Raw genomic sequence first — 18,499 nt, forward strand, 5'->3', positions numbered from 1 at the left:
ATAGTACAACATGATTACAGACGAAACAAAGCCTTCCGACTTTAAAAAAAGCGAACAGGCAGATTATACGCATATAAAAGGGTGGGGAATCGATGCCGATCCTGAAAACGACCCCGTTTATCCCATGAAAAAACGAACCAATGAAGAACATGAAGGTTATTCCTGGCAAAGACCGGAACAGCAGCCTGAAGAGGTTGAAATTTTAAAATCCGTGGAACGTCCCAATTTAACAGCAGCTTTCGGAACGGCTTCACCGCCGGAAGGACTTAATGGAGAGATCAGGAAATTTGCTTTTAAATACAGTGAATCCAGCTATGGAAGATGGCTTCCGCTGGTATTGGCAGACCGTATCGGCGCTATAGAAGGGATTATTGAAGACCTGAAAAAAGGTCATGTTCCCAACATTTTTGCCGAACGCGGCTGGGGAGCCGAATGGAAATACAACAGAAAGAATTTTCTCCTTAAGATTGCTGCGGTAGCGGCTGTAACTGCCGTTACCATAAGTGTGCTGTCGGCGAAAAAGAAAAACAAAAACTGATGTACATGAGGCTGTTTCAAAGTGTCATTCTGAACGAAATGAAATGTAGTGAAGAATCTGATTATTGATTTTTATAGATTCTTTGCTGCTCTCAGAATGACAAAAATTTATTTGTTTGACTTTTGGGACAGCCTCGTTTTTAATTGTAAAATCGATTTAATACTACTTCGTCCATATCTGCAGGACATTCTGGAAGTGGTACTGCTTAAAATAATTATGTTAAAAAAATCAATGACTGAAAAGCAACTGAAAATCCGGCAGCAGGCATTCGCACTAAGTATCTGTACTATCGTATTCATGATCGTTTACAATCTTTGCACATGGCATGCGACTTCTTTGGAAAATTTACCATCATTTACTTTTGAATTCGAGAGATCAATCCCATTTATTCCTTTGTCAATCATTCCGTATATGGCGAGTGGCGTTTTCTTCTGCCTCGTATTTTTTTCATGTAAAAATAAGCATCAGCTAAAAATACTAACATGGAGAATGCTTTTTGTAACGATGGTTGCCGGAATATTTTTCATAATCTTTCCTTTACAGTTTTCATTGACAAAACCGGAAGTATCCAACACCATCCTGAATCTTCCTTTCTCTTTTTTACAAACCTTTGATTCGCCCTTTAACCAATCGCCTTCGCTGCATATTACGTTTGCTTTTATATTCTGGTCGGTATTTAAAGACCTTACCAAATGGCGTACTTTCTTACTGGTCTGGCTGATTCTTCTGGGAATTTCAACATTGACGACCTATCAGCATCACGTCGTTGATCTACTAACCGGAGCCATTCTTGCGCATATCAGCTTTATCATCATTCCTTACCGAAAAAGCGATCGCAAATACCGAAATTGCTGGATGGCAAACTATTATTTTTTAGCGGGCTGGATCTTCATTGCAGCGGCTTTATTGTTTCATCAGTACTTCGGAACCGAAGGATTACTATTTTTACTGCCTGCATTATTCACAATGATAATTGGTTATCTTTATCAAAAAAATATAGCTATTGTTTTTCCGTTTATGATAACTGTGAAACAAAATATTCGTCAGTCCGGTGAAAATTAATCTCAGTTAATCTTTCTAAAATCCGATAGCCGGTTTAAAATACAGACTATTTTTAATATTTTATGATTACAATGAACTGCATTTTAAAAAAATTCAAAGCTTTGGAAGTGCCAAGTGGTTTTTATTTACCCAATGAATAATCTGTGTAGTGATTTCACTACATGAAATTTCTTTTTTCAGCTACAGATAAACATTTATTGCTGCCGTAGATTTGTAGTGTTCAAAGAGAATAATTAAACAAGAATAAAAAAAATAATATTACTGTCATGACAAAGCAAATAACAATGACAGTTGTGTAATAAATAGAGTATGACAATCTTACAGTTGTTTTAAATTTTTTAAAAATAATTTCTTGCAAAATAAGTATATAAAAATAATTTTATGAAAAAATTTTTACCGTACATCGCTGTACTTACCTTTTTAACAGTTTTATCTTGTCAGAATGACGAAAACGACTTTCAGGATCAACAGGAAACTGGTCCTATTTTGAGTTCTGATGCTGGTGCATTAAGCAAAAGAATTGACTTTGGAAACGCCGGAGTATTGGATATGAAGCCAGGTTCCGGTGGAAAAACCGTAACGGCAGGTAATTTCCCCCTGGTATTGGTAGCTGAAGTAGCACCGCCGGTTTACAACGGGAAAACCCTCAGAGCAACACATGTTACGGTAGAAGGAAATTATGCCTATGTTTCCTACAACACAGAAGGAGAAACCTATCTTGGAGCCATCGAGGTTTTGAATATCACAAATCCGAATGCTCCACAGCTTGTAATGCAGGCCATTCTTCCGGATACGGATGTAAGTTCGGTACGATATGATAACGGTAAATTATATATTGCAGGGGCGAGAGATATTTATGCTTCAGGAGCATCTTCGCCTGCTTTTGTAGGAAGCATGACGCTTAACGGCGGTATGCTTACCAACTCCCTTCAGCAGACTGTTCTTACCGGTAAAGTAGGAACGGATGTTACTGCAGGCAGTTCCAAATACTATGCAGTTTCTGGTGCGACGGGTGTTTTGGCACAGCTTAATAAAAGCAGTCAGCAGGTTGAAATGTCTATTCCTCTTAACGATCTCAGAGCATTGGGATATAACAACAATAAAATTGTTGTACTGAGCGGAACGGAAGGGGTGAAAATCTATGACGCAAACGGTCTTAATTTAATCACTTCTTTCTCAACTTCTGCGGATGTGGCAGAAGCCAAAAGAACAATAGATTTTATCGACGGAAAATTATTGGTGTCGGAAGGATATAACGGAGTAGGAGTTTATAATTTGACTTCAGGTACAAAACTTCAGAAACTTTCCTTACCAGCACAGGTTCCGGGTGTTAATCCTTCGGATATCGTAAGCAACGCCGTATCCGTAAATTCAGGAAGAGTATTTGTAGCCAATGGTGGAGCCGGTCTTTATGTTTATACGACAAACAATACTCAGCTTAGCCTTTTGGGTTCGCTTGATTTAACAGGCTCATCGAACTTTGTAATGAGTAAAGGGGAATATATCTTCGTGGCAACAGGAACGGGAGGTTTGAAAATTATAAAAACGGTAGCTCCTGAAAGTGGCGCTCCCAACTGTTCCGGCTATGCAGTTTACAACGGAAGTGATTGGCTGAATGTAAATTCCGGGCAAACACTGGAATATTCAGGAACAAAGAGCCTTCAGGGAATCAATGTAAACCAGAAACTTACCTGGTGTGGCGCATTAACCGCTTCTCAGGCAGTTAACCTGAACAGCAATTCAACATTCAATATGTACGGGCAATTTTATCAGGGTACCCAAAACAATCCGTGGAATTCTCTTAATATCAACAGTGGAGCACTCCTTAACCTGAAAGGCAACCTTACAGCCTACGGACACATGATCCTTAACAGCAACGCCAACTGGAAAATTGAAGGGAACGTAACCATCTTCGGAAACCTTACGATTAACCAGGGATCCAAGATTGAATTTATAGGAACAAACTCAACCATTACCATTCACGGAACAGTTACCAAAAACGGTACTTCAACCATCACCGGAACATTTACGGATGTGAAAAATAAATTGTAATGCTTAATAAATAAATCTTACATGATTTTAAATATTGTAGTCTTATATAATTAAATTTCAATAGCCATTTCGATCGAAATGGCTATTGAAACTAAAAAAGTCGCTATTTTTATAATGAATTAAATGTTATGATGGATAATGATTTTATTTATTTAGATTACAACGCAACAACTCCGGTTGATTCCAGGGTATTGGATGCCATATTGCCTTACTTTAATCAGTTCTATGCAAATTCAGGAAGCTCCCATCTTTTCGGGCTTACGGTAAAAGAAGCGGTGGAAAATGCAGCAGAAGAAGTAGCGGAGCTTATTGGCGCAGATTCTAAAGAAATTATCTTTACGTCCGGAGCTACTGAATCTGTAAATCTTGCGTTAAAAGGATTTAAAACAGATACCAATAAAAACCATATCATTACAGTTACCACAGAGCATAAAGCCGTTTTAGACACTTGTTCGCAGCTCGAAAGAGATGGATTTTGGGTTGATTATTTAAGTGTTGACCATTTGGGAAATATTAATCTTTCTGAGCTGGAATCTCTGATCACTGAAAGAACTTTGATGGTCTGTATCATGTTGGTTAATAACGAAACAGGAGTCATTCATCCCATCAAAGAAATTGGCGAAATCATTCACCGAACAGATGGTTATTTTTTTTGTGATGCAACGCAGGCAATAGGGAAAATACCGGTTGACGTAAAGGATCTTAATATTGACCTGATGGCTTTCTCTGCCCATAAATTTTACGGACCGAAAGGTGTAGGCGCACTTTATATATCATCTGCCGTTAAAAATAAGATGCAATCGCAGATTCAGGGAGGGGGGCAGCAGAATAATCTGAGAAGCGGAACGCTAAATGTACCGGGAATTATCGGATTGGGAAAAGCAGCCGAAATCGCACTTATGGAGATGGAAAAAGATGCGCAAAAAATTAGAATGCTAAGAGCCCATCTTGAATATGAATTGCTGAAAATTCCTGAGACGTTTATCAATGGAGATCATTCTGCAAGAATTTTTAATACTACAAATATTTGTTTTGAAGGTATTAATTCGGAAGAGCTGATTTTATCCTTGGGAAATATCTGCATTTCAAGCGGTTCTGCCTGTAATGCCGTTACAACCAAGCCTTCTCATGTCCTTCAGGCAATGGGAATGAGTGACGCGAATGCATTATCTTCCATACGATTCAGCATAGGGAAATACACTACACTTTCAGAAATTGAAACCGCTGTAGAAAAAATAGAGAAAACACTTCTTCTCCTGAGAAATAGATAATTAGTGAGTTTGAAAGAACAACGCAAAATATTGATAGGAATGGGCTTTAGCCCACTTTAATGATTAAGATGGAAAATTGGCTTTAGCCAAAACTTATACTTGATTTCGGATGGTTAATTTTAATTTGGGATCTTTACATCGAGCCGAAGCCTAATATAATTGATAAAATACAACATTTTGACTATCAATTAATTTTTAATCTTTTTTATATTGAACTTAAGTTAGAATTAAATTTCATTTGTAACTTCTACATAAGATTGTTTAAAGTAAAAGAATTTTGCTCCTTTAGGAGCAGAATCTGTGTAGATAAGAATACATCCATCAATCAATCCGTAGGATTGATATCTATAATACGATAATATCCTAAAGATAGCGTTCCTACGGAACGCCAAACATCTTCCGAATATGGTGTCTACACAGATAAAACTCCATGGAGTTTTTTAACTATTTACTTTTAGCTACATAGAAATGAAACTCAACATCGTTAATGTCGGTCTCCATTCTTCACAGAAAATACGTGTAAAATCTGCGGAAACAGTGCCTGGAAATATTCTTTTACCGCACCGGAAGATCCGGGAAACGTTAAAATCAGTATGTCATCAGAAAATCCGGCAATTCCTCGGGAAAGCATTGAGGTTTTCACACGATCCTGTCCGTAGTTTCTTGCCGTTTCCATAATTCCCGGAATTTCTTTGGTAATGAATGGCAAAACCGCTTCCGGAGTAACATCACGATCCGAAAGGCCCGTTCCGCCTGTAAAAACAAGAAGATGACAGCCTTTATTTTTAAAAAATTCTATCTTTTCCTGAATGGCAGAAACATCATCCGGAACCACTGAATAATCAACCTTGCTGATTCCCTGGTTTTTAATCGATTCAACCAAAAGTTTTCCGGAAGTATCATTTTTAATTCCCTGAGATACAGAATCACTGCAAACAACAACTGCGGCAGTAAGATTTTCCGTTTCAATATTTTTCTGACTGCTTTTTCCCCCCTGCTTTTCCAAAAGCCGGATATTGGAAATCTCAACATTTTTATCGATAGGTTTCAGCATGTCATAAATTACCAGAGCAGCTACAGAAGCGCCATGCATTGCCTCCACCTCAACGCCGGTCTTATAAATGGTATGAACTTCAACGGTGATGTTGATATTCAAACCATTCATTTCATAATTAATGGCTGCAAATTCCACAGGCAAAGGATGACAATCCGGAATAACATCGCTGGTTTTTTTTATCGCCAGTAAAGCGGATGCTCTTGCAAATTCCAGAACGTTACCTTTCGGGACGGTTCCGTTTTGTACGGCTTCTACCGTTGAAACAGCCGAAGTTTTTATGGTAGCCGAAGCAATTGCTTTTCGCAGGCTAAAGGTTTTAAACGTAATATCTACCATGTTTTATTGGTTTATTTTCCATTGATGCGTTTCATCTTCAAAAATTTCCCTGCCCCAGATCGGAAGTTCTTTTTTGATGCGTTTAACGACTTCGTTGCAGGCTAAAGTTGCTTCGTTACGATGTTTGGATGAGGTAAACACAAAAAGACATATTTCTCCTGCATTCACAATGCCTAAACTGTGATAAATATGCATGCAGGTAAGATTGTATTTAGCAAAAATTTCTTCCCGTATCGTTGCCATTTGAGTAAGGGCTACATCTTCATAAGCCGTATATTCTATGGCTTTCACTTTCTTATTGTCGGTTTCATCTGCGCGGATCTGTCCCAGAAAAATCTGATGGGCTCCAATTTCCGTTTTTGTGGCATGTTTGGTAATGCTTTCCGCGATGAATAAAGGTGAAATAGGGCTGTTCTGAAATATATTTTTAATCTTATTCATGAGTTTCTTTGTTTAGATGATTGATTCCGCCTTCCAGATGACTGATGCTGTATTCCGTTCCTAAAATTCCCTGTAAAATTTTTGCCCCGGTTATGCTCCTTTTACCTGATTGACAGACCACAATGATATTCCGATTTTGAATCTGACCGGAATTTTCCTTTAACTGAGATAAAGGTATTGAAATGTAAGGAAGATCAAGCTTTGGCTGTTCTTCCGGTTCACGAACATCAAGCACGACGGTATCAGGAAGGATTGCTTTTTGATTAAATTGTAAAGGAGAAATATTTTTAATTCCGCTGTATTCTACTCCGCAGTGAAGCTGGTAATTCATGTTCTCAAATTCTTCAATGCTGTAAGGAATATTTTTATCCGTTAAATTCATCGAAGGAATTTCAAAAACAGCAGTCTGATAATTCAGAACATTGATGGTCATTAATTTATTGGCTAATGCTTCGCCGATTCCTGTAATCAATTTAATTGCTTCTGTCGCCTGTAACGTTCCAATTACTCCGGGTAACACGCCCAAAACGCCTGCCTCATTGCAGTCCGGAACTTCTCCAGGTTCAGGTGGTTCCGGAAAAAGATTTCGGTAATGGGTGGCAAACCCTTCTTTACTTCTGATATTAAAAACGGCAACCTGGCCTTCATATTGATAAATTGCTCCGAAAACTAAGGGTTTTTCCAAAATCCTGCATGCATCATCAAGCAAATACCTTGTCGGAAAATTGTCGGTACAGTCTATAATTACATCATATTCGGAGATTATATTAACTGCATTTTCGGTGGTAATCCGCGTGGAAATACTGTTGAATTGCACTTCGGGATTCATAGCGCTTAATCTTTCAAAAGCTGCTTCGGTCTTCAGTTTTCCAATATCATCCGAAGTATAGAGAATCTGCCTGTGTAAATTGCTTAATGAAACATGATCTTCATCCACAATGCCTATATTTCCGACTCCTGCTGCCGTTAGATATAGGAGAACCGGGCAGCCTAAACCACCAGCTCCAATCACCAGCACTCTTGCGGATGTAAGTTTACGCTGAGCTTCGATGCCGAAACCCTGTAATTTGATTTGTCTGTCGTATCGTTCTGAATTTAACATAATTTATCCTCCTGAATAAGGTGGCATTAAGGCTACCACATCATTATTTTGTAAAGCCGTGTTTTCTGAAATGATTTTCTGATTCACCGCAATTTTCAATTTTAAATCTTTCAATTGGGGAAATTTTTCTATCAGCTGATTGAGCAGTTGATCGGTATTTTCCGCTTCCGCTTCAAAATCCGGACCTAAAATTTCTTTCAGTCTGCCGAAGCTTATTATTTTTACAGTACTCATTCATTTACTTTTTTTAGCTGCATTGGATTATCTTCAGTTATTTAAATGGTGCTTGATATTAATTTATAGGAAGCCATTAAAAGTACAACAGCAAGTACATATTTCAGGCCGTTCTGATTCAGTTTTTTTGAAGCTAAATAAGCACCAAGCAATCCTCCTGTAAATGCACAGATGATGTACATCCACATATCGCTGGTAAAGGCGATCTCTTTGGTGAACATTCCTCCTAAACCCGCCACGGAATTAACAAAAATAAAAGCTGCGCTGATTGCGGCAGTCTGTTTTTGGTTCGTCCATTTCAGTAAAATAAGAACCGGAGATAATAAAATTCCTCCGCCAATGCCGATCATTCCTGATAATAAACCGATCACACCTCCAAATAACAAAGATAAATAGATTTGGGGATCTTTCAGCTCGCTGTCTTCCGGACTTTTAAAAAAGAAAAAACGGAAAACAGGAAAAAGTAATAAAATACCTAAAATACGTTTGTATAGTGTATCTTCAATATGAACCATTCCACCCAAAAAAGCAAGAGGAATGGATGCCATAGCAATCGGAATAAAGATCCGGAGTTTGAAATGCCCTCCGCGATAATATTGTATAAAAGAAGTGAGTGACACAAACAGATTAAGCACCAATGCAGTTGGTTTCATCTCTTTAGGAGCGATACCGTATAAAGCCATTAATGCCAGATAACCGCTTGCACCACCGTGCCCTACTGCCGAATATAAGACTGCGATAACAAATAAAATCAGATAAAAAAATTCAACATTCATTATTTGATCTTTACTTTAATAGTATAATTTCAATCTCATCATCTTTTTTACAGCCTTCCGAATTTTCAGGTAAAATCATCAGGCAATTGGCTTCTGCAAAAGACTGGAGACGATATGATTCCTGCGCATGAAGTGGCGTCACTTTTCCGTTTTCATACGTTGCTTTTAAAAAATGCGTAAGACCGGGTTTCTTTCCATACGAAGAAGTGGAAGTTGCATTGGTTCTTTCCGTAATCGCCGGACGTTTAATCATTTTTGAAAGTAATGGCGCAATATATAAATAAAAACACGTTAATGCCGATGACGGATTTCCGGGTAATCCGAAAATAAGTTTTTCTCCCTTCGTTCCGAAATAGAAAGGTTTTCCGGGTTTTTGCCGGATTTTATGAAATTTCTGCTCAACGCCGCATTGTTTCGTGGCATCAATTACAAAATCATAATCGCCGACACTTACGCCGCCCACCAAAATCACAATATCTGTTTTGGAAATGGCCAGATGCAGCATTTTTCCAACTTCTGAAGGATCATCTTTTACCCAAAAACTTTTAATGGTAGTAATTCCACACTGTTTTAAAACACTTTCCAACTGATAGGAATTGGATTCGAAAACCTGCCCGAAGCCTAAATTTTCTCCTGGCCGCACCAGTTCGTTGCCCGTAAGAATTAACGAAACCGACGGGGCTGTAAAAACCTTTACTTCCGTACATCCGATTCCGGCAAGATATCCGATGGCAGCAGCCGAAAGATAACTTCCTGAACGTATTGCCACATTGTCTTTTTTTGCGTCGCTTCCGGCATTTCGTACGTGCAGCCCTTTTTCGAGCTCATTATCATTTACGGTAAGATATCCGTTTTCTATCAAGACTTTTTCCTGCATAACAACCGTGTCTGCGCCGATGGGAAGGGGAGCTCCGGTAAAAATACGACAGGCATTTCTTTTTTCGAGATGAAATTGTTTTGTAGAACCCGCCTGCATTTCGCCTGAAATTTTCAGCTTTAAATCTTTATCTTCAAAACGGATCGCATAGCCGTCCATTGAGGACTGGGAAAAATTCGGGATATCATATTTTGAATAAATATCTTCTGCGGTAGTGTGTCCGAATGCTTCTTTCAAAGGAAGAATCCGGGTTTTTCTTTCCGGAATATTTTGTCCGATTATTTTTTTTGCTTCCTTTACGCTTATCATGGTTGGGTTTTTAAATGATTGTAATCTGATGGAGTATCAATGTCAACAGCACCTTTTTCAAATTCAAAAGGTTCCACATCGTTCATATTCTGCTGAATGATCTTTTTAGCGCCCTGTTCACCGGTAAGTTCCATTAACGGTTTAAAATATTTCTTGGAAAATAAAACAGGAACGCCCAATGTATCGGCATATTTTGTGACAACAATTTCCTTTCCCGAAGTTTCCTGTAACTGAAGCATTTTTGAAAATAAATCACTCGTAAGATAAGGCTGATCGCATACCGAAATGAAACATCTTTCCATTTCCGGAAATAGAACGGACAGTTTTTTCATTCCTGTCTGTATGGAGGAAGCCATTCCTGATTCCCAGTTTTCATTGATAACGATGTGTATATTTCTATTTTTAATGACAGAAGCTATTTCATGATGACAGGCTCCGAGAACCAAAACGATTTGATTCGGATCAAATACTTCTAAAGCAGTATCAGTTATTCTTTCCAACAATGTTTTTCCCTGATATAACAAAAGCTGTTTCGGAGATCCCATTCTTGAAGAATTTCCGGCTGCCAATACTATAATTCCTGTATTTTTCATTATCCGCCAATATTGATCATGCTTCTGTTCTCAATGATGGAAGCATTTATTTTTTCAAATTGTTCATTCAGTTGTCCGCCTTGTGTTTTTGCTTTAGACCAGATGGCAGATTCTATAATCGGTAAAATATCTTCACCGTTTCGTAAAGGCGTAAGAAGATCGGTTTCTTTTTTTGAAAAGAGACAGTTCTTTAATTTTCCGTCTGCGGTAAGCCGGATTCTGTTGCAGCCGCTGCAAAACGGTTCGCTCATTGTACTGATAATGGAAAAACTTCCTTTATGACCATTAATGCTGAACTGTTTCGCGGTATCATGAAATCCAATTGGGAGCGGAATAAAATCAAATTTTTCTCTGACAATATCCAGAATATCTTTTTGTGTCATCACTTGGTTGCTGCTCCATCTGTTTCCGCTGAAAGGCATAAATTCTATAAAGCGCACTTCAACAGGATGATCTTTTGTAAAAGCTATAAAATCTGAAATTTCATCATCATTAATACTTTTCATGGCAACAACATTAATCTTGGTTTTGATGTTATGCTGCAGTAAAAGATCAATATTTCTGAGGACGCGGTCAAAATAATCGCGGCGGGTAATTTTCAGGAATTTTTCCTTCTGTAAAGTATCAAGGCTTATGTTGATGCTCTGAAAATCTGACTGAATAATTTCGGGAAGCATATCATCAATTCGAATTCCATTCGTGGTACATGTCAATTGTACAGGTAGTTTTCCCAAATTTCTGATGATCTTTGCCGCATCTTTTCTCACGAACGGTTCACCTCCGGTAAGTCTGATTTTATTAACACCATGCTTTACAAATAATTGGGCAATGGTATCAATTTCATCCGCCTGCATCAGTTTTGAATGCGGTGTAAAATCATAATTTTCTTCCGGCATACAGTAAAAGCAGCGCAGGTTGCAATTGTCCGTTAAAGATATCCGAAGATAATTATGGGTTCTCCCGAATTGATCTGTTAGCATAATTCTTTATATACTGAGAATATCAGTATGTATTTTTTCCGGCTTATCGCGTAATGATGAGCCTTTTCTTCCGCTTAAGACCGCTTTGATCTCTGCAATTACGGAAATGGCTATTTCTTCCGATGTCTCTGCACCAATATCTATTCCAACCGGCCCAAAAAGTTTATTTAATTCTTTTTCTCCGACCGTAATTCCTGAATTTTTAAGATCATCCATCATTCTGTTGAATCTTGTTTTCGGTCCCAGTAATCCGATATATTGCACAGGTTGATGAATGATGAGCTTCAGCAAAGCGAGATCATAATTATAATTGTGAGTCATCATCACAAAAATCGTTGTCTCATCAATTTTTATGGTCTTCATGATTTCTTCGGGTGTTGTGAGCAATACCTCATCTGCAAGAGGAAATCTTTTTTTCAGGGCATGTGTTGCTCTTCCGTCTGCAACTATTGTTTTCCAGCCTAAGATGGAAGCCGTTTCTACCAAAGGTTTAACATCGTTTCCCGCTCCTGCAATAATCAGTGTGGTCTGTGGCGGAACATATTGCAGCAGAATTTCATTCGACGAAATCTGAGTCAGTATATTTTGTTTTTTTTCTAAAACTTCTGAAGAAAACCGATTCAGTTCAATTTCTGAAATACAACATGAGTCCGATATTATTGTATTTTCCTCTTTTATCAATCCGACAGTTCCGGTCTGTTTATTTCTTTTTTCCAGTGAAAATAGGGTAATAATAACAGATTCATCTCTTTTTTCCGTTGTTTTCTCTAAAAGGGAGATGGGATTTTGAGGTGAATTTTCATCAATATACTCAAAAAGAATATGCACGATTCCATTACATCCCAACTGAACGCCAAATTCCAGATCATCAGGATTACTGGTGTCATAGGTAATGAGCTTATTGTTTTTCTGATGAATGGCAAGTAAAGCTTTTCTCAAAGCATCACCTTCCAGACATCCGCCGCTGATGGCACCCGTAAGCTGTCCGTCTTCCGTAACCAGCATTCTCGCTCCGGCCTGTCTGTAAGACGAACCTTGCACTTTTACAACTGTTGCCAGAGCAGCTTTTAATCCATTAACCTGCGCTATTTTATAAGCTTTTACAATATCATTGATCTCTTTCATCAGAATACATTTTTTATGGATTAATACTTGTCTTTAATTTTAAGTATGATTTTTGTTAAGATAAAATCATTAAAAAGTTATTATATATTCAAATTTACATAAATAATATCTGTTTTTTTAGAAGCTTTATTTAAAAGCTGCAATATTGGTATAAAAAACGATACTATGTATCAGTTTGTAATTTTATTTGATGATATTTGTTAAACTATATCCACATCCAATTATATTGATTAAAAACTAACTTATGGAATTAAAAGGACATTACAGCAGGAGAAGCTTCCTCAAAGTTTCCGGATTGCTTGCCGGTTTTATGGCTATTCCGTCTACGGTGAAAGCGTTTTATCAGGACGTAAAACAGTATCTTATTCCGAAGAAAAACGTATCCAGGCTTACTTTATCCATCAATAAAAAAAGTCATACCCTTTATGTTGATACGAGAACAACCTTATTGGATCTCTTCAGGGAACAGCTTAATCTTACCGGATCTAAAAAAGGCTGCGACCACGGACAATGTGGTGCGTGTACCATTCACATAAACGGAGAAAGAGCACTAAGTTGCCTTACTCTGGCGGCCATGGCTCAGGAAAAAGAGATCACAACCATCGAAGGTCTGGCAAACGGAGATGAGCTTCATCCGATGCAGAAAGCATTTATAGAATGTGACGGCTTCCAGTGCGGATATTGCACGCCGGGGCAGATTATGTCTGCTGTTGCCTGCGTCAATGAAGGACGTACAGGTTCTGTAGAAGAGATTAAAGAATATATGAGCGGCAATCTCTGTCGTTGCGGAGCGTATAACGGTATAGTTCAGTCCATTCAAAAAGTTGCAGCCAATGAGACCATTTAATTTTGAAAAAGTAAAATCCGCTGCTGAAGCTTCTTCCATGAAATCAGCAGTCAGCCAGTATATTGCAGGTGGAACGAATCTGGTAGATCTGATGAAAAAAAATATTGCCCATCCGGAGAAACTGATTGATGTTACCACAGCATTATCCGATGCAGTAAATCATCAGAATAACAGTTTGCAGATCGGTGCAATGGCAAGTAATAGCAAAGTTGTAAATAACAGAGAAGTTATTGAAAGATTTCCGCTGATTTCAAAAGCTATTCTGGCGGGTGCATCACCGCAGATACGAAATATGGCAAGTTCAGCTGGAAATTTGCTGCAAAGAACCAGATGTCCTTATTTCTATGATGTTACAACACCCTGTAACAAAAGAAAACCAAATAGCGGCTGTAGCGCCGTTGAAGGAGCCAACCGCATGAGTGCTGTTGCAGGATATAATAATCAGTGTGTTGCTGTTCATCCTTCCGATTTTTGTGTGGCTTTAGCTGCATTGGATGCAACCGTAACCGCACAGACAAAGGATCAGAAAGAAATTAAAATACCTTTTAAAGAGTTTCATAAACTGCCGGAAGATACACCGTGGCTCGATAACAATTTACCACAGGATGCGATAATAACGAATATAGAAATTCCGGATAATTCATTTGATAAGCATTCTGCTTATGTAAAAGTTCGGGACCGTACTTCATACGCATTTGCATTGGTTTCGGTTGCAGCAGCTCTGGATCTGGATGGGAAAAGAATAAAAAATGCGCGTCTGGCTTCAGGAGGTGTGGCACACAAGCCCTGGCGTTGGTTTGAAGCAGAAAAATTTCTGAGTGGGAAAAAAGCTACGGTAGAAACCTTCGAGGAAGCTGCGAAACTGGCAACCAAAGATCTGAAGCCCTTGTCTGAAAATGGTTATAAAATACCGATGCTTCAGGGCGCTATCGTAACCGCATTACAAAACTGTGTCAATCAATAAGGTTGGTGTATTAAAAAGTAACAATTATGGGATTACTCGAATTATTTAAAATCAAATCCAAAAGGCCCGAAGGACGTGTAGAAGGCATAGAAAAAGTTACCGGAATTGGTAAATATGCCGCTGAATACGAAGTTAAAAATATGTGTTACGCCGTATTGGTTAACAGCACAGTGCCTTCTGGTAGAATACAATCTATTTTTGTTGATAAAGCTAAGGAAGTGGAAGGTGTTATTGATGTGATCACCCATCTGCACAAACCCTTCGTTCCGGGTATGGCAACCGAAGAAAAAATCAAAGAATCGAAATTCGGATTGCCGGTATTTCATACAGATAAAATATTTTTTAAAGGACAGCCTATTGCAATGGTTATTGCCGAAACACTGGAAGATGCCACTTTTGCTGCATCGTTAGTAGAGGCTGAATACCAGAAAGATAGTTTTGCGGTTGATTTTGATTCTGCGAAAGAATCAGTTGCTTTAAAAGCTGAAGGAAAAGAACGTGGAAATTTTGACAGCTGGCAAAATGCACCGTTCGTAGTAGACCAGCAATACAATATTAAGGCAGATGTGCACAATCCTATGGAAATGCATGCCACTATTGCCCATTGGACAGGGAATGATACATTGAGGCTTTATGATAAAAACCAGGGCGTAAACAATGTCCAGAAGATATTTGCCAAATTATTTTCTCTCCCTGAAAAAAACATAGAGGTGTTCAGTGAATTTGTAGGAGGTGGTTTCGGATCAGGATTAAGAGTCTGGCCTCATGCTCTGGCTTCCGTGATGGCGGCAAAACAGGTTGGTCGTCCCGTAAAGCTGATGCTTACCCGTCCCCAGATGTTTGCGGCTACAGGATACAGGCCTGCCTCGTGGCAAAGAATAAAAATAGGATCAGATCCGTCTGGAAATCTTTCAGGAATCTTGCATCAGGCAAAGAACGAAACTTCAGTATATGAAAACTTTAACGACGGTATTACCCGTGTTACAAGATTAATTTACAAATTTCCGAATTTAAAAACAGAAGCAGCGAGTGTCCCTCTAAATTTAAGTACACCAACCTGGATGCGAGGTCCTGGTGACTGTACGGGAGTGTTTGCTTTAGAATCTGCTATAGATGAATTATCTTATAAGCTTAAAATGGATCCTGTAGCGTTGAGGTTAAAGAATATTTCACTGCAAAATCATCCTGATTCAAACCTTCCGTGGTCTACACATTTTCTCGATGAATGCATAAACAAAGGTGCTAAAATGATCGGATGGAATGCCAGAAAAGCAACTCCCGCTACTGTTAGTGATGGAGATTGGTATATTGGCTACGGAATGGCTGTCGGCATGTGGAATGCAGGAAGAAGAGAAGCAAAAGCCGCTATTATCATGCATAAAGATGGCAGTCTTGTTGTACAAACGGCAATGACGGACATCGGTACGGGAACAGGAACAGGAATGCAGAACATTGCCCACGAAATTACCGGAATTCCCAAGGAGAAAATCAATATTGAACTGGGAAATTCTGCGCTTCCTCCAGCGCCGAGCCAGGGTGGAAGTACAGGACTGTCTTCCGTAAGCGGAGCCGTCTATGATGCGAGCAATCAATTAAAACAAAAACTGGCAGAATATGCATCGTCATTTAATGAAAGCTTTAAAGGAGCTGCCCTGGAAAATATTCTTCTTTCAGATAAAAGCATCAGTTTAAAAAATAATTCAACTGTTTCTGTTTCTTACGAAGAACTGTTTGAAAAAAATAATCTGGATGAAATTCGTCTTGAAGTAGCTTCAAAACCGGGAAGCGAACGTGAGAAATTTGCCTTCTGTTCATCAGCGGCACATTTTTGCAAAGTCCGCGTCAATAAACGAACCGGAAAAGTAAAAATAGAAAAGCTGGTTGTGGTTGCAGATGGCGGAAAGATCATCAATAGCCAGGCGGCTGCCAATCAGATGTCGGGAGCCGCAGTTGGCGGTATCGGAATGACGCTCATGGAGGAAAATCAGATCGATGCAAAATTAGGTACCTTAATCGGAAATGATTTGGCTGGATATCATTTTGCCGTGAATGCCGATGCTCCGATTATTGAAGTCGACTTTATTCATAAACCTGATCCGAATATCAATCCCTCCGGAGCAAAAGGTCTCGGTGAGGTCGGAATTATAGGTACGGCTCCTGCAATAGCCAATGCTATTTATAATGCCATCGGTATACGGATGAGAGATTTGCCGATTACTCCTGATAAAATTTTAATGGCATTGTCACACAGATAGACTGCTGTTTAATATTTTATCATCATAATAAATATTCTGTATCTGAACGGTACAGAATATTTTTTGTTATGATCTGTATTCTTATTTAGATTGAATATATTTAAATCAATTTAAGGCTTTAATATACTTAACGGTTCTTTTTTTGTATCACTACCCATAACCAAATTACTGATCTATGTCAAATACCCAAAAACAATCTGTAACATTAAAAGTTAACGGAAAGGAACATCATCTTGAGGTACTTCCCTGGGTTTCACTGCTCGATGCTCTGCGAGAAAATCTGCATTTTACCGGAACAAAAAAAGGCTGCGATCATGGGCAGTGCGGCGCATGTACGGTTCTGATTGACGGCAAAAGAGTTTTGAGCTGCCTCAGTCTCTGCGTTATGAAAGCTGGTGCTGAAATTACAACCATAGAAGGGATTGCTTACGGTGAAAACCTGCATCCCGTTCAGAAAGCTTTTATCGATCATGATGCTTTTCAGTGCGGATACTGTACTCCGGGACAGATTTGCAGTGCCATAGGATTATTAAATGAAAACAAAGCGAATACCCGTGAAGAAGTTCAGGAGCTGATGAGCGGAAATCTTTGCCGGTGTGGTGCCAACAGAGGTATTATTAACGCTGTAATGGCAGTAAAACAAGGTCTTTATGAATAATTTTTCCTACACAAAAGCCAATAGCGTTGATGAAGCGGTTTCATTGACCCATGCAAATGAAAATAATAAAATCATTGCCGGAGGTACTAACATCATCGACCTGATGAAATATTTTGTTACCGAGGCTGATACTTTAGTTGATATTAACAGCATTGACGGAATAGGTGATATTACAGAACCTGATAACGGCGGAATCCGTATCGGGGCTTTGATGACCAATGCAGATACAGCGTATCATCCAACTATTGAAGAAAAATATCCTTTGCTTTCTAAAGCAATATTGGCGGGAGCTTCGGCGCAGATCAGGAATATGGCGACCAATGGCGGAAATTTATTGCAGCGCACGAGATGTTACTATTTTTACGATAGAGACACTCCGTGCAATAAAAGAGTTCCGGGTTCCGGATGTTCTGCGATTAAAGGATACAACCGAATTCATGCCATTTTAGGACACAGCGAAAACTGTATTGCTGTTTTTCCTTCGGATATGTGTGTTGCTCTGGCTGCTTTGGATGCAGTCGTTCATATATCGGGAATGGATGGACATCGAACATTGAAATTTTCAGATTTTCACAGACTTCCTGGAGATACTCCGGATATAGACAATAATTTAAAAAAAGGAGAGGTTATCACAGGAATTGAGCTGCCCGAAAAAGGATTTTCAAAAAATTATTCTTACCTGAAATTAAGAGACCGAAGTTCTTATTCGTTTGCATTAGTTTCTGTCGCTACTGGTCTTGAACTGGAAAACGCAATAATTAAAGAAGCAAGAATTGCTTTGGGAGGTGTTTCGCACAAACCGTGGCGTGTAAAAGAAGCTGAAGATTTTTTAGCAGGTAAAGAAGCAAACCCGGAAAATTTTGCGGCTGCGGCTGACATTATTTTGGAAGGAGCCGTAGGTTTTGAACATAACAGTTTTAAAATTAATCTCGCCAAAAAAGCAATCGTCAGAAACTGTATGATGGCTCTTGATCCGGCGTCTCAGAGACCCGGTGCTAAACCTTCTTTATAAATTATTATGA

18 protein-coding genes are annotated in these 18,499 nt (G+C 38.8%); 9 read left to right on the forward strand and 9 right to left on the reverse strand.

Annotated elements, in window-relative coordinates:
• Positions 1–10: 10 nt before the first annotated feature.
• The 4 genes from SOP96_RS01395 to SOP96_RS01410 all read left to right on the forward strand — a co-directional run bounded on the left by SOP96_RS01395 (position 11) and on the right by SOP96_RS01410 (position 4,923).
• On the forward strand, positions 11–538 hold the full coding sequence (locus SOP96_RS01395) for a hypothetical protein (protein ID WP_326319444.1): 528 nt from the start codon (positions 11–13) through the stop codon (positions 536–538).
• 216 nt (positions 539–754) lie between these two features.
• Positions 755–1,600: a phosphatase PAP2 family protein gene (locus SOP96_RS01400; RefSeq protein ID WP_326319445.1), complete on the forward strand. Its 846-nt coding sequence runs from the start codon at positions 755–757 to the stop codon at positions 1,598–1,600.
• 381 nt (positions 1,601–1,981) lie between these two features.
• Complete coding sequence (locus SOP96_RS01405) at positions 1,982–3,652, forward strand: LVIVD repeat-containing protein (protein ID WP_326319446.1); 1,671 nt, start codon at positions 1,982–1,984, stop codon at positions 3,650–3,652.
• A 128-nt stretch (positions 3,653–3,780) separates the two neighbouring features.
• The gene (locus SOP96_RS01410; protein ID WP_326319447.1) at positions 3,781–4,923 is read left to right on the forward strand and encodes a cysteine desulfurase family protein; all 1,143 of its coding nucleotides are present in this window, start codon (positions 3,781–3,783) and stop codon (positions 4,921–4,923) included.
• A gap of 484 nt (positions 4,924–5,407) precedes the next feature.
• Here the strand turns inward: SOP96_RS01410 and moaCB are convergent, their stop codons facing one another.
• From moaCB to SOP96_RS01455, 9 genes are read right to left on the reverse strand one after another with little or no spacing between them, the layout of a single operon-like run.
• Positions 5,408–6,316, reverse strand: coding sequence for a bifunctional molybdenum cofactor biosynthesis protein MoaC/MoaB (moaCB, locus tag SOP96_RS01415; protein WP_326319448.1), 909 nt, complete (start codon positions 6,314–6,316; stop codon positions 5,408–5,410).
• A gap of 3 nt (positions 6,317–6,319) precedes the next feature.
• Entirely contained in the window at positions 6,320–6,757 is a 438-nt protein-coding gene (locus SOP96_RS01420) for a molybdenum cofactor biosynthesis protein MoaE (protein ID WP_326319449.1), read from the reverse strand.
• The gene (locus SOP96_RS01425) at positions 6,750–7,859 is read right to left on the reverse strand and encodes a HesA/MoeB/ThiF family protein (RefSeq protein WP_326319450.1); all 1,110 of its coding nucleotides are present in this window, start codon (positions 7,857–7,859) and stop codon (positions 6,750–6,752) included. Before SOP96_RS01425 ends, SOP96_RS01420 begins: the two co-directional genes overlap by 8 nt.
• A gap of 3 nt (positions 7,860–7,862) precedes the next feature.
• Positions 7,863–8,093 carry a MoaD/ThiS family protein gene (locus SOP96_RS01430; RefSeq protein ID WP_326319451.1) on the reverse strand — a complete coding sequence of 77 codons (231 nt, stop codon included), beginning with the start codon at positions 8,091–8,093 and terminating at the stop codon, positions 7,863–7,865.
• Between the two features lie 41 nt (positions 8,094–8,134).
• A complete protein-coding gene (locus tag SOP96_RS01435) occupies positions 8,135–8,869 on the reverse strand; it encodes a sulfite exporter TauE/SafE family protein (RefSeq protein WP_326319452.1) in 735 nt (244 codons plus the stop codon).
• 10 nt (positions 8,870–8,879) lie between these two features.
• A complete protein-coding gene (locus SOP96_RS01440; RefSeq protein ID WP_326319453.1) occupies positions 8,880–10,055 on the reverse strand; it encodes a molybdopterin molybdotransferase MoeA in 1,176 nt (391 codons plus the stop codon).
• A complete protein-coding gene (locus SOP96_RS01445) occupies positions 10,052–10,648 on the reverse strand; it encodes a nucleotidyltransferase family protein (protein WP_326319454.1) in 597 nt (198 codons plus the stop codon). Before SOP96_RS01445 ends, SOP96_RS01440 begins: the two co-directional genes overlap by 4 nt.
• Entirely contained in the window at positions 10,648–11,628 is a 981-nt protein-coding gene (gene moaA, locus SOP96_RS01450) for a GTP 3',8-cyclase MoaA (RefSeq protein ID WP_326319455.1), read from the reverse strand. Before moaA ends, SOP96_RS01445 begins: the two co-directional genes overlap by 1 nt.
• Before the next feature lie 6 nt (positions 11,629–11,634).
• On the reverse strand, positions 11,635–12,753 hold the full coding sequence (locus SOP96_RS01455) for an XdhC family protein (RefSeq protein ID WP_326319456.1): 1,119 nt from the start codon (positions 12,751–12,753) through the stop codon (positions 11,635–11,637).
• 244 nt (positions 12,754–12,997) lie between these two features.
• Here SOP96_RS01455 and SOP96_RS01460 point away from each other — a divergent pair, with 244 nt between their 5' ends.
• The 5 genes from SOP96_RS01460 (at position 12,998) to SOP96_RS01480 (ending at position 18,489) form a co-directional block, all read left to right on the forward strand.
• A complete protein-coding gene (locus tag SOP96_RS01460) occupies positions 12,998–13,600 on the forward strand; it encodes a (2Fe-2S)-binding protein (RefSeq protein WP_326319457.1) in 603 nt (200 codons plus the stop codon).
• Positions 13,587–14,564 carry an FAD binding domain-containing protein gene (locus SOP96_RS01465; RefSeq protein ID WP_326319458.1) on the forward strand — a complete coding sequence of 326 codons (978 nt, stop codon included), beginning with the start codon at positions 13,587–13,589 and terminating at the stop codon, positions 14,562–14,564. Before SOP96_RS01460 ends, SOP96_RS01465 begins: the two co-directional genes overlap by 14 nt.
• A gap of 26 nt (positions 14,565–14,590) precedes the next feature.
• The gene (locus tag SOP96_RS01470) at positions 14,591–16,819 is read left to right on the forward strand and encodes a xanthine dehydrogenase family protein molybdopterin-binding subunit (RefSeq protein ID WP_326319459.1); all 2,229 of its coding nucleotides are present in this window, start codon (positions 14,591–14,593) and stop codon (positions 16,817–16,819) included.
• A gap of 175 nt (positions 16,820–16,994) precedes the next feature.
• Positions 16,995–17,477 carry a (2Fe-2S)-binding protein gene (locus tag SOP96_RS01475; RefSeq protein ID WP_326319460.1) on the forward strand — a complete coding sequence of 161 codons (483 nt, stop codon included), beginning with the start codon at positions 16,995–16,997 and terminating at the stop codon, positions 17,475–17,477.
• Complete coding sequence (locus tag SOP96_RS01480; protein ID WP_326319461.1) at positions 17,470–18,489, forward strand: FAD binding domain-containing protein; 1,020 nt, start codon at positions 17,470–17,472, stop codon at positions 18,487–18,489. Before SOP96_RS01475 ends, SOP96_RS01480 begins: the two co-directional genes overlap by 8 nt.
• The last annotated feature ends 10 nt before the right edge of the window (positions 18,490–18,499 follow it).

It is taken from the genome of Chryseobacterium salviniae (genome assembly GCF_035819015.1).
In the GTDB taxonomy this organism is placed as follows: domain Bacteria; phylum Bacteroidota; class Bacteroidia; order Flavobacteriales; family Weeksellaceae; genus Chryseobacterium; species Chryseobacterium salviniae.